Origin of the sequence: Cutibacterium nasicola (genome assembly GCF_051303185.1) — a bacterium.
In the GTDB taxonomy this organism is placed as follows: Bacteria; Actinomycetota; Actinomycetes; order Propionibacteriales; family Propionibacteriaceae; genus Cutibacterium.
Window position 1 is genome coordinate 737,577 of record NZ_JBPPGE010000001.1, and the last position, 12,476, is coordinate 750,052.

General features: G+C 64.3%; 14 protein-coding genes and 1 pseudogene. 4 read left to right on the forward strand and 11 right to left on the reverse strand.

Annotated elements, in window-relative coordinates:
• Window positions 1-85 precede the first annotated feature (85 nt).
• Genes ACSJJT_RS03505 through ACSJJT_RS03520 form a run of 4 tightly spaced genes read right to left on the reverse strand, consistent with a single transcriptional unit; the run spans window position 86 to window position 1,896 of the window.
• Entirely contained in the window at window positions 86-253 is a 168-nt protein-coding gene (locus tag ACSJJT_RS03505) for a DUF3117 domain-containing protein (protein WP_435916940.1), read from the reverse strand.
• Window positions 254-293: 40 nt separating this feature from the next.
• Entirely contained in the window at window positions 294-599 is a 306-nt protein-coding gene (locus ACSJJT_RS03510; RefSeq protein WP_435916941.1) for a DivIVA domain-containing protein, read from the reverse strand.
• On the reverse strand, window positions 599-1,696 hold the full coding sequence (gene dapE, locus ACSJJT_RS03515; protein ID WP_435916942.1) for a succinyl-diaminopimelate desuccinylase: 1,098 nt from the start codon (window positions 1,694-1,696) through the stop codon (window positions 599-601). The genes ACSJJT_RS03510 and dapE overlap by 1 nt, the downstream gene beginning before the upstream one ends.
• A gap of 5 nt (window positions 1,697-1,701) precedes the next feature.
• Complete coding sequence (locus ACSJJT_RS03520; protein ID WP_435916943.1) at window positions 1,702-1,896, reverse strand: hypothetical protein; 195 nt, start codon at window positions 1,894-1,896, stop codon at window positions 1,702-1,704.
• 77 nt (window positions 1,897-1,973) lie between these two features.
• Between ACSJJT_RS03520 and dapD the strand changes: the two genes are divergently transcribed.
• Window positions 1,974-2,936, forward strand: a complete 963-nt coding sequence (gene dapD, locus ACSJJT_RS03525) for a 2,3,4,5-tetrahydropyridine-2,6-dicarboxylate N-succinyltransferase (RefSeq protein ID WP_435916944.1) — start codon at window positions 1,974-1,976, stop codon at window positions 2,934-2,936.
• Window position 2,937: 1 nt separating this feature from the next.
• Complete coding sequence (locus ACSJJT_RS03530) at window positions 2,938-3,885, forward strand: hypothetical protein (RefSeq protein WP_435916945.1); 948 nt, start codon at window positions 2,938-2,940, stop codon at window positions 3,883-3,885.
• Window positions 3,886-3,888: 3 nt separating this feature from the next.
• On the opposite strand, the gene dapC is transcribed toward ACSJJT_RS03530, so the two are convergent.
• The 5 genes from dapC to ACSJJT_RS03555 all read right to left on the reverse strand — a co-directional run bounded on the left by dapC (window position 3,889) and on the right by ACSJJT_RS03555 (window position 9,113).
• The gene (gene dapC, locus ACSJJT_RS03535) at window positions 3,889-4,998 is read right to left on the reverse strand and encodes a succinyldiaminopimelate transaminase (RefSeq protein ID WP_435916946.1); all 1,110 of its coding nucleotides are present in this window, start codon (window positions 4,996-4,998) and stop codon (window positions 3,889-3,891) included.
• Window positions 4,995-5,315, reverse strand: coding sequence for a ferredoxin (gene fdxA / locus ACSJJT_RS03540; protein ID WP_435916947.1), 321 nt, complete (start codon window positions 5,313-5,315; stop codon window positions 4,995-4,997). The genes dapC and fdxA overlap by 4 nt, the downstream gene beginning before the upstream one ends.
• Before the next feature lie 148 nt (window positions 5,316-5,463).
• The gene (locus ACSJJT_RS03545; protein WP_435916948.1) at window positions 5,464-6,885 is read right to left on the reverse strand and encodes an NAD(P)(+) transhydrogenase (Re/Si-specific) subunit beta; all 1,422 of its coding nucleotides are present in this window, start codon (window positions 6,883-6,885) and stop codon (window positions 5,464-5,466) included.
• Window positions 6,886-6,888: 3 nt separating this feature from the next.
• On the reverse strand, window positions 6,889-8,433 hold the full coding sequence (locus tag ACSJJT_RS03550; protein WP_435916949.1) for a Re/Si-specific NAD(P)(+) transhydrogenase subunit alpha: 1,545 nt from the start codon (window positions 8,431-8,433) through the stop codon (window positions 6,889-6,891).
• Between the two features lie 341 nt (window positions 8,434-8,774).
• Entirely contained in the window at window positions 8,775-9,113 is a 339-nt protein-coding gene (locus ACSJJT_RS03555; protein ID WP_435916950.1) for a hypothetical protein, read from the reverse strand.
• A 357-nt stretch (window positions 9,114-9,470) separates the two neighbouring features.
• Between ACSJJT_RS03555 and ACSJJT_RS03560 the strand changes: the two are divergent.
• A pseudogene (locus ACSJJT_RS03560) lies at window positions 9,471-9,616 on the forward strand (GNAT family N-acetyltransferase); the annotation flags it as partial.
• An 8-nt stretch (window positions 9,617-9,624) separates the two neighbouring features.
• On the opposite strand, the gene ACSJJT_RS03565 reads toward ACSJJT_RS03560, so the two are convergent.
• Complete coding sequence (locus tag ACSJJT_RS03565; protein WP_435916951.1) at window positions 9,625-10,083, reverse strand: hypothetical protein; 459 nt, start codon at window positions 10,081-10,083, stop codon at window positions 9,625-9,627.
• A 74-nt stretch (window positions 10,084-10,157) separates the two neighbouring features.
• Between ACSJJT_RS03565 and ACSJJT_RS03570 the strand changes: the two genes are divergently transcribed.
• Entirely contained in the window at window positions 10,158-10,661 is a 504-nt protein-coding gene (locus ACSJJT_RS03570) for a phosphoribosyltransferase (protein WP_435916952.1), read from the forward strand.
• A 1-nt stretch (window position 10,662) separates the two neighbouring features.
• On the opposite strand, the gene ACSJJT_RS03575 is transcribed toward ACSJJT_RS03570, so the two are convergent.
• Complete coding sequence (locus ACSJJT_RS03575; protein ID WP_435916953.1) at window positions 10,663-12,357, reverse strand: dihydroxyacetone kinase family protein; 1,695 nt, start codon at window positions 12,355-12,357, stop codon at window positions 10,663-10,665.
• Between the last annotated feature and the right edge of the window lie 119 nt (window positions 12,358-12,476).

A 12,476-nucleotide genomic window follows, 5' to 3' on the forward strand; every position in this document is an offset into this window, starting at 1 on the left:
CCCACAAACCTCTCCCCCCCCCCCCCAAACCCCCTCCCCCCCCTCCCCCCCCCCCCCCCCCACGACCATCTCTCAGCCGTCTGCGTCAGCTGGCGACACCCTGGAGGCACTTGAGCAGTTCCTGGGCTTCGTCACCGGTGAGCTCAACAACCAGCCGACCGCCGCCTTCGACTGGAACGCGCATGATGATGCCACGGCCCTCCTTCGTGACCTCCATGGGACCGTCTCCGGTACGGGGCTTCATAGCTGCCATGTCACTCTTCCTCAATCACTGGGCAGTGGTGCAACTCCTATTATTCCGTATCCGGGGCCTTTCCGTTAAAGGTGCGCTCCTCAGAGTCCGCAGAACCCTCCTTCTGGGATGCCTCCACCTGTGCTGCCATACGGTCGAGCAGCTGATCCACCTGAGACATGGAATAGCCTCTCGGCACCACCGCGAAGCGGGCCGAACGCAGGTCATCGGCGCTCAGATCGCCCTCGGGCAGATCGGGGACGGGACGATCATCAACGACCGCTGGCACCTGCCCGAACTTGCCAGATGCTGCCAGCACCGCCAGCCCGATGATGACGATGACGAGCCCGCACAACGCCCACACCATCAGTGGTCTCCTTCCGAACGTTCACACAACCACGACTCGAGCGCTCGGGCACAATCGTCGAGGCTGGACAACTTGCAACACTCATCGGCCTTGTGGGCGTACATCGCGTCGCCAGGACCGAAGTTGAGGGCTGGCCGCCCCATTTCGAAGAACCGAGCCACATCCGTCCAGCCGTATTTCGGCATCGAGGTCGTGCCGACCGATTGGGCGAAGGACTGGGCCAGAGGCTTGTCCAGGCCAGGTCGCGCCGGGGAGGACAGATCGAGGATCTCCATCGTCCATCCGGCGAACATGGTGCGCATCATCTGTTCGGCCTGCGGGGCGGTCTTGTCAGGGGCGAACCGGTAGTTGATCTGGACCGTGGCCTCCGGGGGGACGACGTTGCCGGCCAGACCACCCTGCACCATCGTCGCGTTGAGTCCCTCGTGGTAGGTCAAACCGTCGACCTCCACGAGGTGGTCGCCGTCGGCCTGCCAGTCCTGCAGGATCTGGAGGATCGGCAGCAGGTCATGAATGGCATTGTGGCCCGCCCAGGATCGGGCGGAGTGGGCAGCTTGCCCCTCGGTCGTCAGGGTGAACCTCATCGTTCCCTGGCAGCCTCCCTCGATGACGGCGTCGGTGGGCTCCATGAGGATGGCCAGGTCGCAGTCGAGCAAGCTCTCGTCATGGGACCGCAACTTGAGCAGCCCGTTGTGTTCGGCGGCGATCTCCTCGGCCTCGTAGAACACCCAGGAGACGTCGTGGCTGGGCGCGGCGAGGGTCGCCGCCAGATGCAGTGCGACGGCCACTCCCCCCTTCATGTCGCAGGTTCCCCTGCCGACCAGGTAGTCACCGTCGTCGCGGGTTTCGATGCGGCTGGGAAGGTTGTCGGCCACCGGAACGGTGTCCAAATGACCAGCGACGAGGACGCGGGAGCCCCGGTGCAGGTTCGTGGCCGCCACGATCGAGTTTCCGATCCTGGTGACCGTCAGATGGTCGAAACCTCGCAGGGATTCCTCGACGGCGTCGGCGAGCTGATCCTCATGGAGGCTTTCGGAGCGAATGTCCACGATGTCGCGAAACAGGTCGCGGAGATCACCGGCGAGATCGAGTTGCATGGTCTTCACTGTACTGAACCGTCTGGCATCCGGGTCTGGACCACCTCGGTGCCGGTGCCGCGGGGATGAGTCTGATCGGCAAGGCTCTCAGCCACGTCGAAAACCTTTTCGGTGTCCAGGGACGGCGTCGGCTCATCGGCCAGGAGGGCGAGGACCAGACCAACCGCCAACCCGACGAGGACCAAGACCATGAGCGGCACTTGTCCACGATGTGTCACCCCACGTGGACGGCGCTGACACCTCCAGGTCGTCGGACCTTGCAACTAAACTCATGGTCATGACGCAGACGACGACTTCACAGACCGTCCAGGCCGACCGTCAGGCATGGGGTTGGGGACTGGCCACCGTCCACGAGGGCGGCGACGTCCTGGACACCTGGTACCCCGAACCCAAATTGGGCACCCCCGACGAGTCCAAGGCCCCTGACGACCTGTACCGGGTCACCGAAACCGGTCGCGACGCCATCCGCAACGTGCACACCGAGGTGGTGCGCACCGTTATCAATCTCGACGAGGCACCGGCTGACGTCCCCGACGCCTACCTGCGGCTGCATCTGCTGTCGTCGCGCATGGCCCAGCCACGCACCATCAACCTCGACGGTATCTTCGGTGTGCTTCCCAACAACGCATGGACGACCATCGGTCCGATCCGGGTGGCCGATCTGGACAGGGCCCGCATGCAGGCGCGCATCGCTCATGCCCCTTTTACCGTCCTCCTCGTCGACAGGTTCCCACGTATGGTCGACTTCGTCGTTCCCACCGGGGTCCGCATCGGTGACGCCGATCGCGTTCGCCTGGGAGCTCACCTAGCCGAGGGAACCACCGTCATGCACGAGGGGTTCGTCAACTTCAACGCCGGTACCCTGGGGCACTCCATGGTCGAGGGACGTATCAGCCAGGGCGTCGTCGTCGGCGACGGCACCGACATCGGCGGCGGAGCGTCCATCATGGGCACCTTGTCGGGCGGTGGTAAGGAACAGGTGACGATCGGTAAGGGTTGCCTGTTGGGCGCCGAGGCCGGAATCGGCATCTCCCTGGGCGACAATTGTGTCGTCGAGGCGGGCCTGTACGTCACTGCCGGGACCAAGGTGACCCTGCCCGACGGCAAGACCGTCAAGGCCTCAGAGCTCTCTGGTGCCGACGACATCCTTTACATCCGCGACTCGACGACCGGCGTCGTCAAAGCTCTCGGACGTGGGGACCACAAGATCGAGCTCAACACGAATCTGCACCAGAACTGACATGACGAAGTCCTCCCCGCGCCGGGCCCGGTCTGCCTCCACACGACGACCCCGGGGTCGACGTAAGCGCCTTTCCACCAGTCCGGCCAGGTCGACAGCTGCACTCGTCGTCGTGTTGGCGATCCTGGCGGGACTGGGCTGGGGAGGCCACGAGGTGTGGAAAGCCGTCGACCCATTCGGCACGGTCGAGCCGGAGGGCTGCCGGGTGACGGTGTCCGGCCAGTCCTACGACCTCGATCTGGAACAGTCCCAGAATGCCGCCATCATCGCCGCCGAGTCGATTCGACGCGGGATGCCGGTCCGCGCGGCCACCATCGCCCTGGCGACCGCCATGCAGGAATCGAGGCTGCGCAACATCGACTACGGCGATCGCGACTCCCTGGGGCTCTTCCAGCAGCGTCCTTCCCAGGGGTGGGGAACTCCCACGCAGATCATGGACCCGTGGTACTCCTCCGGGAAGTTCTACGAGGAGCTGGTGAAGTTCGGAAACTGGAAGGACATCAGCGTCAACGACGCCGCCCAACAGGTGCAACGCTCAGGTTACCCGGAGGCCTACCGCAAGCATGAGCCTCTGGCCGAGGCGTGGGCCTCAACGCTGACAGGGCACTCCCCCTCGGCGTTGTCCTGTGTCAACAGGTCGCCCGAGAAGGCGATCATCAACAAGCTCACCCAGACCGTGCGCACGGGGTTGGCGGACAAGATCGCCATCCAGACCAAGGGATCAACGGTGTCCTTCACCGCGACGGATCTTGTGCTGGCCCGAGCGGCAGTGGCTCTGACGATGGCGAGTACGAATCTGGGGCCGATTGATCGCGCTACCGTGGCGACGACGAGTTGGACCGCTGACCCGGAGCACTACGCCTCGTGGCGTGCAGCCACCGGCCCGTCCGCGAGTCCCGCTACCAGCGGCGCGGGCCGAGTCACCGGCACCGTCACCGCCCACAGCTGACTCTCAGCGAGCCTCGGACAACCTCTCGGCCGCGGCGTTGATCCTCTCGTCGGTGGCCGTCAGCCCGATACGGACGTGGTCAGAGCCACCATCGACGTAGAAATCACCCGGTGAACACAGGATGCCAAGATCAGCCAACCTGTCCAGGGTGGCCCGACAGTCCTCGCCCTCGGTCGCCCACAGGTAGAGCGAACCCTCGGAATGATCGATTCGGAAACCGGCCTGCTCGAGGGCTGGCTTGAGCACCTCACGACGCAGTTGGTAGCGCTTCACCTGCTCCCACACGTGGGAGCGGTCGGCCAGAGCGACCTGCATGGCCGCGGCGACCGGAGCCGACAGCATGAGTCCGGAGTGCTTGCGAAGGGTGAGCAACTCGCTGGTGAGAGCGGAGTCACCGACGACGAATCCCGCACGGTATCCGGCCATGTTCGACCGCTTGGACATCGACAAGCAGGCCAGCAGGCCGGTGACGTCCCCGCCGTTGACCCTCTCGTTGAGGACGGAGACGCACTCCCCCTCCCAGACGAACTCGCCATAGCACTCGTCGGAGGCCAGAACGGCTCCGGTGCTGCGGGCGAACTCCACCCAGGCCTTCATCTCGTCGAGGTCGAGGATGCGTCCTGACGGATTGGCCGGAGAGTTGATCCAGATGAGGTCGGGATGGCCCTCGACCTCATCAGGCTCGTTCACGGCTTGCACGGTGGCTCCGGCAAGCTGGGCGCCAACCTGGTATGTCGGGTAGGCGCAGGCCGGAATGACGATCGTGGAGTCCGGGCCCAGACCAAGCTGGCTGGGCAGCGAGGCCACCAATTCTTTGGTTCCGATGACCGGCAGGACGCTGGTCTCACCAAGCTGCGCGGGCGCCCCCCAGACCTGCTTCATGTGGTCCAGGATGCCGACTCGCAGTGCGGGTGTCCCCCACACCTGCGGGTAGCCGTGGGCGTCACTGGTGGCAGTCAGGGCCTCGGTGACGATCTGGGGAGTTGGATCGACCGGGGTGCCCACTGACACGTCAACGATGCCACCGGGATGGGACTGAGCCTTGACCTTGGCGCCGGCAATGGTGTCCCAGGGGAAGGTGGGCAAACTCTCCGAGACGATTCGGCGGCTCATTCGCCCTGAGGGGGCAGGGCCTCGACGGCCGGGTGGTCCTTGTGGGTCGGGCCGAGACGGGCAGCGCCGCCCGGGGAACCCAGTTCGTTGAAGAACTCGGCGTTGATGTCGAGGAACTGCTCCTGCTCACCGGGCAGGTCATCCTCGTAGTAGATGGCCTCGACGGGGCAGACGGGTTCGCATGCACCACAGTCGACGCACTCCTCAGGATGGATGTAGAGGCTCCGCTCGCCCTCGTAGATACAATCGACGGGGCACTCCTCAACGCAGGCACGATCCTTGACGTCCACGCAGGGCAGACCGATGACGTAGGTCACGTCTTCTCCTTGTTCCGGCCCTGGCAAGGGGCCTGATAGACATTCACCGTCATCATAGTGCCGCGCCGCGACATGCATCCCTCGACATGCACCGGCGCCCACGACCGTCGGACGGCCGTGGGCGCCGGAATCAGGTTGTCAGCGTGCCTCAGAGAGCGGCGACCAGGGCGTCAACACTAGCCTTGGCGTCACCGAAGAGCATCCGCGTGTTGTCGGCGAAGAACAGCGGGTTCTCGACGCCGGCGTAACCAGGCTTCATGGAGCGCTTGAAGACGACGACCTCGTGGCCCTCCCACACGTGGAGAACGGGCATGCCCGAGATCGGGGTGCCGGGATCCATGGCAGCCGGGTTGACGGTGTCGTTGGCTCCGATGACCAGGACGACGTCGGCGTCAGCGAAGTCGTCATTGATCTCGTCCATTTCCATGACGATGTCGTAGGGCACATGAGCCTCGGCAAGCAGCACGTTCATGTGACCGGGCAGACGTCCGGCAACCGGATGGATGGCGAACTTGACGTCCACCCCCTTGTCGCGCAGCTTCTTGGCCAGTTCGGCCACCGGGTACTGGGCCTGGGCCACGGCCATGCCGTAACCGGGAGCGATGATGACCGAGGAGGCATCGGACAGCTGGGAGGCCAGCTCGTCAGCCTTAATCTCGGTGATCTCACCGTCAGGGCCATCACCCTCAGCAGCCGGGGCATCGCCGAAACCGCCCAGGATGACCGACGCGAACGAGCGGTTCATGGCCTTGCACATGATGTAGGACAGGATGGCGCCGGAGAAGCCCACAAGGGCGCCGGTGACGATGAGCACCGGGATGTGGAGGCTGAACCCGGAGAAGGCGGCCGCCCAACCAGAGTAGCTGTTCAGCATTGAGATGACGACCGGCATGTCCGCACCACCGATGGCAGCAACGAGGTGGAAGCCGAGGAACAGCGAGGCCAGCGTCAACAGGGCCAGCGGCAGCCAGGCGATACCGCCGGAGACGTTGGAGAACCAGATGCCGCAGCCGATGATGACGACCAGCAGACCGAGGTTGATCCAGTTGCGGCCCGGCAGGGTCAGCGGCTTCGAGGGAACCTTGCCCGACAACTTGCCCCAGGCCACCAGGGATCCGGTGAAGGTCAGGGCACCGATGAAGATGCCGATCCAGATCTCCGAGAGCTGGAAGGTGCTGGCTCCGGTCCCCTCCTCGGCGAAGGCATTGAAACCAATGAGGACGGCGGCCAGACCGACGAAGGAGTGCAGCTGAGCGATGAGCTCAGGCATTCCGGTCATCTCGACCTTGAGGGCCTTCCACACACCGAAGGCACCACCGATGAGCATCGGGACGAAGAGCAGGACCATGGACACCGGCGAGTATCCCGGCAGCTTCACCAGCGCGACGATCGTCGCGACGATCGCGATGACCATGCCGAGGATGCCGTAGGCGTTGCCCTTCTTGGAGGTCTCGAATTTGGACAGACCGGCGAGGGCGAAGATGAACAGCAGGCCCGCGACGATGAACGAGGCGTTGACGAAGTTCACCAACGACCCGGCCATCGGGGCAATGAGAAGTGTTGACGTCATGGATCAGGCCTTCCTGAACATCTTGAGCATGCGCTGGGTGACTGTGAAACCGCCGAAGATGTTGATACTGGCGATGAGCACGGTCACCGCAGCGACGATCCGGATACCCCACGACTCGCTGCCGAGCTGGGTGATGGCGCCGACGATGATGATGCCGCTGATGGCGTTCGTGACGCTCATGAGCGGGGTGTGGAGGGCGTGGGTGACGTTCCACACGACGTAGTAGCCGACGACCACGGCGATCGCGAAGGTACCGAAGAGGGCGACGAACTCGGTTGGGGAAAAGGTCAGCAGGGCGATGAGGGCGATCGACAACGCCGCGACGATGCTGAAGGTCTGGGGCCACGGACGCGGCTCCTTCTCCGGAGCCACCGGGGTGGCCGGTTCGGCCTTGGCGACCGGTTTGGGCGCAGCGGCGACCTGCACCGGCGGCGGTGGGAAGGCCACCTGACCTTCGTGGCAAACCGTCATAGTGCGGATGACCTCGTCGTCGAAGTTGAGGACGAGCTCACCGTTCTTCTCCGGGGTGGCCAGCTTCAACAGATTGACGAGGTTGGTGCCGTAGAGCTGGCTGGCCTGGCCCGGCAGACGGGACGGCAGGTCGGTGTAGCCGATGATCGTCACGCCGTTCTCGGTGACGTAGGACTCACCGGGATGAGTGAGCTCGCAGTTGCCGCCACCCAGGGCGGCGAGGTCGACGATGACGCTACCGGGCTTCATGGCAGCGACCATCTCGGCGGTGATGAGTTTGGGAGAGGGCTTGCCAGGGATGGCTGCCGTGGTGATGATGACGTCGTCCTTTCCAGCCTGCTCCATGTAGAGCTCGGCAGCGCGGACGTTGTAGTCGTCGCTGGTCTCCTTGGCGTAGCCATCGGAACTGACGCCCTGATCGGAGTCGCCGGTGCGCACGTGCAGGAAGGTGGCACCCATTGACTGGACTTGCTCGGCGGTCTCGGGACGGACATCGGTGGCGTACACCTCGGCGCCCATCGAGTTGGCGGCGCCCAGGGCAGCCAGACCGGCCACACCGGTGCCGATGACGAAGACCTTGGCTGGCGGAACCTTGCCAGCAGCGGTGACCTGGCCACCGAAGGTGCGACCGTACGCGAATGCAGCCTCCACGACGGCCCGGTAACCCGAGATGTTGGCCATTGAGGACAGAGCGTCCATGGACTGCGCACGCGAGATGCGCGGGACCATGTCCATGCTCAGGCCAGTGATACCGGCAGCAGCAAGCTTCTCGGTGAGGGCAAGGTCCTGACGCGGGTGAAGGAAGGTGACGAGAACGGCTCCGGTGTGCATGAGGGCGATCTGGTCGTCGGTGGGCTCGTTGACGGCCAACACGAGGTCAGCGTTCCACGCCTGCCCCGGTCCGACGATCTTGGCACCAGCCTCTTCGTACACGTGGTCAGGCAGAGCGGCGTGCTCGCCGGCTCCGGACTCGACGACCACCTCGTAGCCGAGTTTGAGTAGGGCGGGAACAGTCGTCGGAGTCGCGGCGACCCGATTCTCACCCGGGAGTGATTCCCGTGGGATTCCGATGATCATGATGGTGACTTTACGGCCAAACGTCCTTGGATACGACATCGGGGTTGCACGTTTCCCCATGTTGGGGGTCATCTCTGACGAGAAATGGGGCACCGCCGATTGGCAGTGCCCCATCAGGTCGTCAGTTGCCCGGATGAGGCCCGTTCGGGCCAGGAGCAGGATTCCAGGGCTGCTGCGCGGGGGGTTGCCCCCATGGCCCCTGAGGCGGACCTGCAGGGACTCCGGGCTGTCGGTAACCAGCGATGCCAGACGTAGCCCTTAATGTCAGAACGAGTTGCCACACCTGCGCTGCTGCGGTCAACAGCACGAAGACGAGGAAGAACCACACCCCCGCCCTTGAGTTACCGTTGTTGCCGGTCGAGTTGATAACCCCCCCAGATCATGAACAGGACAAGCACCGCCGCCAGTACCGTCAGCACGATCTCGTAGGTGCGCGAGCGGAGGTGATCAGCCATCATCGCTATGACGGCCATGGCGAGGTACACCACCATCAGCAGGACCGTCAGCCGGACTCTCACCGCCCACTCGCCCATACCGTCAGAGGTGACACCGTTGAGATTCAGCGTTCCGAGACCATTGAGCGATATTTCGAGGCCGGCTCCGAGACCGAGACTGACCCACGGGGCCAGAAGAGCGACGAAGCTCAGCAACAGCCCTACGACAACCGCAACGCGACGCACATTGCCCAACGTGCCTCGAATCAGCCCGAGGATGGGATCAGGTTGCCTCGGCTGGGACGCAAATCCCGGCGGCGGGTATGCGGAAAATCCCTATTGGGGGTTGGGGGTGCACGGGTTGGGATTGTGGGGAGGGAATGGACCTTGTGGTGGATATCCCTGCCCCTGTGGTGGAACAGGCCCTTGCCGAGGAGGTACCGGTCGGCCCCATTCGGGGCCTTGAGGCGATGTGGTGTCCGTCATTCTTGAACCTCTCTGGCTACCGTCGATCGTCACGGCACCCGAAAACGTAGCGATGGTACCCCTCCCGTCGCAAGCGGCATCTACAACGAACACACGGTGGCAACGACGGTGGGTCACGCCACTTGCCACCGTTTCCGCGGGGCGGCGGGTATGACGTCACAGCGGAGGCGACCATCTGGCTCGACACCTCAGCAGGGGGGGAGCAAGGGGTAGGGCGCGCACTCATGACCGAACTCATGCGGCAGGCTCGCCGCGATGATCAGCCTGTCCCTCAACGGTCACGGGAGCGGATGCACGCCACCACCAGGCTCGCGGCGAGGCAGACGATCCCGAACTCCTGAATGAGAACGACGAAGTTGGTGAAGACCTCGGAGAACACCGTCACCCGAATGCCCCCTCTGTGCGCAATCAACTGGGCCGCGGCGGACTGGACAACAAAACCGGCGACAAGACATGTCGCACCGACGATGACCGGAGCCCGCAGCGACCGGGGACCGAGAGCAAGCCGTGGTCGCCCGACACCACAAATGGCAAGAACGAAGGAACCAGCCGAGAACCACAACAGGAGCGTGTAGAGGGCCGCTCCGACGATGCCAACCGCCTGAGAGTAGTACTCGAGCCGGACCCAGGAAACCAGGCATGCCACCACGAAGAACCCGATTCCTGCCAGGATCGCCCGTCCCGTCCAGCTCGGCCTCTCGTCGCGTTTCTGCCCACTGGGCTCAGCCATGATGTCTCCCCCGTTGAAGCGTACCTTCAGCTTGTACTCGGACGCGGGTTCTACGGGGTCGCTAGGGTTGCTCCATGACCGCGTACCATGCTGACGCCAGTGACCTTGAGTGCAAGGAAATCCTCACCTGGGAAACCTTCGGTGCCGCCACCGACGAACTCGCCACCCAGATCCACGATTCGGACTTTGATCCCGAGATCGTGATCGCGGTGGCTCGCGGCGGCATGATCCCGGGCGGAGCTCTCACCTACTCCCTCGGCGTCAAGCTCACCGACGCCATCAACGTCGAATTCTATACCAATGTCGAGGAAACCCTGCCTGATCCGGTGCTGTTGGCCCCGATGCTCGACACCGACTCCATCCGCGGCAAGCGAATCCTCGTCGTCGACGACGTCGCCGATTCCGGCCGCACCCTGGCACTCGTGCTCAAGCTGCTGCGCGGATTCGGCGCCGACGTCCGCTCGGCGGTGCTCTACGCCAAGCCGACCACCGTCATCAACCCGGACTTCGTGTGGAAGGCAACTGACAAGTGGATCGTGTTCCCCTGGAGTGTGAAGCCTCCTGTCGGTCAACGCTGAGTCAGAGCATCGACCCCGCCGCGACGACCACGTCATGGAAGGACACCGCTCCCGGATCGGGCGTGCCCAGGGACTTCTCACCCAATGGGCGCGCCCGACCGACCTTGGCGGTCACCTCGGAAGTGGCCTGAGCCCCTTTCTTCGCAGCCTCACATGCGGACTTCCATGCCTGCGGCAACGGATCCGTTGACGATTCCAAGGTCGCCACGAAGGGATCCATGGCGTCGACCATGGTCTTGTCGCCGACCTTCGCCCCTCCCAACCTGGTGACGGCGTCGAGGGCAGCACGAGCAGCCTGACGAATGGTGCCGTCACTGGCAGGATCCTCGTCCCCCAGGACCGCACCGAATGCGGTCAGCACTGCTCCCCACAGCGCACCCGAGGTGCCGCCAGCGTGCTCGGCCCAGGCTGAACCGGCAGCGTTGAGAGTGGTGGCGGCGCCGGCGCCATCCCCTCTCACCCGCTTTGCCTCGGTGAGTGCAGCCTGGGATCCACGCGTCATGCCGATGCCGTGGTCACCGTCACCGGCAACCGAGTCGAGTCGGCCGAGCTCATCGGCGCGCTCCGACAGGGTCCTCCCCACTTCTTCCAATCCCCTGACGACGACGTCGGCAAGCTCCTGGGACTCTTGCGATCCGGGAGCGGCAACCAAGACATGTTCTGCCTCCTGGGGCAACGCAGTGGTGTCGAGATCAACCTGACCGACAGCCCCACGACGATAGGCGGGGGTGTCGCACGCAGCCAGCCACAGCGGTTCGATGACTTCGTCGAGCCACACCAAGGTCAAGGAGACACCTGCCATGTCGAGGCTGGTGACGAACTCCCCCACCTGCGGGTCGACGATCGTCAGTCCGGCCTCCTCGAGACGACGGCTGATGTCATTCCACAACACGAAGAGTTCCTCGTACTTGGTGGACCCGAGACCGTTGACGATCGGGACGACGCGGGATCCGGAGTCCTCGGGGCGGTCGGCCAGCAAGCCGTCGACGAGCATGGCGGCCACCTCGTCAGCCGTGCCGAGGGTCTCGTCATGGATACCCGGCTCACCATGGATACCCATGCCGACACCCATCTGTCCGTTCTCGACACGGAACAGCGGGTCGTCAGCTCCCGGCAAGGTGCAGCCAGCGAAAGCCACCCCGAAGGAACGGGTGCGTCCGTTGACACGATCGAAGACCTTGACGACCTCGTCGATGTCGCGGCCTTCCTCACAGGCAGCCGCCGTCACCTTGAAGACCGGGAGATCCCCGGCGATGCCACGACGCTTGAGGTGGTCCTCCGGGCCGGCGGAGGCGATGTCGTCGGTGACGAGCAGGCATCGGGTGTCGATGCCCTCGCTGCGCAACCGTTCAGCCGCTTGTCCGAAGTGCAGGACGTCGCCGGCATAGTTGCCGAACCCGATGAGGACTCCGGCCCCCCGATCCGCTGCCTTGCAGACTGAATAGGCCTGTGAGGCCGAGGGCGAGGAGAAGATGTTGCCGCAGACGGCGCCGTCGGCGAATCCCGGGCCGACCCAGCCAGCGAAGGCCGGGTAGTGACCTGATCCGCCGCCCACGACGAGGGCGACCTTGCGATCTGTACGGACGGCACGAACGACTCCACCGAAGACCGGCCTCAGGTGGTTCGGGAAGGCGCTGGCGAGTCCAGCGACTGCCTGGGACGGAAAACCATCGGGGCTGTTCACGAGTCGGGTCATGGTTGGAACTCTCCTGTCATCGCATCATCGTTGATGGTGTTTTCCCATAATCCATGATAATTGGTGTCACCACAGAGTGCCCGGTGTGCCGAAAATGGGACAATGGAGCCGATGAAGGA

Bases quoted from the DNA above. Each gene is read 5' to 3' on its own strand.
- ACSJJT_RS03505 (WP_435916940.1), bottom strand. From the start codon at position 253: ATGGCAGCTATGAAGCCCCGTACCGGAGACGGTCCCATGGAGGTCACG.
- ACSJJT_RS03510 (WP_435916941.1), bottom strand. From the start codon at position 599: ATGGTGTGGGCGTTGTGCGGGCTCGTCATCGTCATCATCGGGCTGGCG.
- dapE (WP_435916942.1), bottom strand. From the start codon at position 1,696: ATGCAACTCGATCTCGCCGGTGATCTCCGCGACCTGTTTCGCGACATC.
- dapD (WP_435916944.1), top strand. From the start codon at position 1,974: ATGACGCAGACGACGACTTCACAGACCGTCCAGGCCGACCGTCAGGCA.
- ACSJJT_RS03530 (WP_435916945.1), top strand. From the start codon at position 2,938: ATGACGAAGTCCTCCCCGCGCCGGGCCCGGTCTGCCTCCACACGACGA.
- dapC (WP_435916946.1), bottom strand. From the start codon at position 4,998: ATGAGCCGCCGAATCGTCTCGGAGAGTTTGCCCACCTTCCCCTGGGAC.
- ACSJJT_RS03545 (WP_435916948.1), bottom strand. From the start codon at position 6,885: ATGACGTCAACACTTCTCATTGCCCCGATGGCCGGGTCGTTGGTGAAC.
- ACSJJT_RS03550 (WP_435916949.1), bottom strand. From the start codon at position 8,433: ATGATCATCGGAATCCCACGGGAATCACTCCCGGGTGAGAATCGGGTC.
- ACSJJT_RS03565 (WP_435916951.1), bottom strand. From the start codon at position 10,083: ATGGCTGAGCCCAGTGGGCAGAAACGCGACGAGAGGCCGAGCTGGACG.
- ACSJJT_RS03570 (WP_435916952.1), top strand. From the start codon at position 10,158: ATGACCGCGTACCATGCTGACGCCAGTGACCTTGAGTGCAAGGAAATC.
- ACSJJT_RS03575 (WP_435916953.1), bottom strand. From the start codon at position 12,357: ATGACCCGACTCGTGAACAGCCCCGATGGTTTTCCGTCCCAGGCAGTC.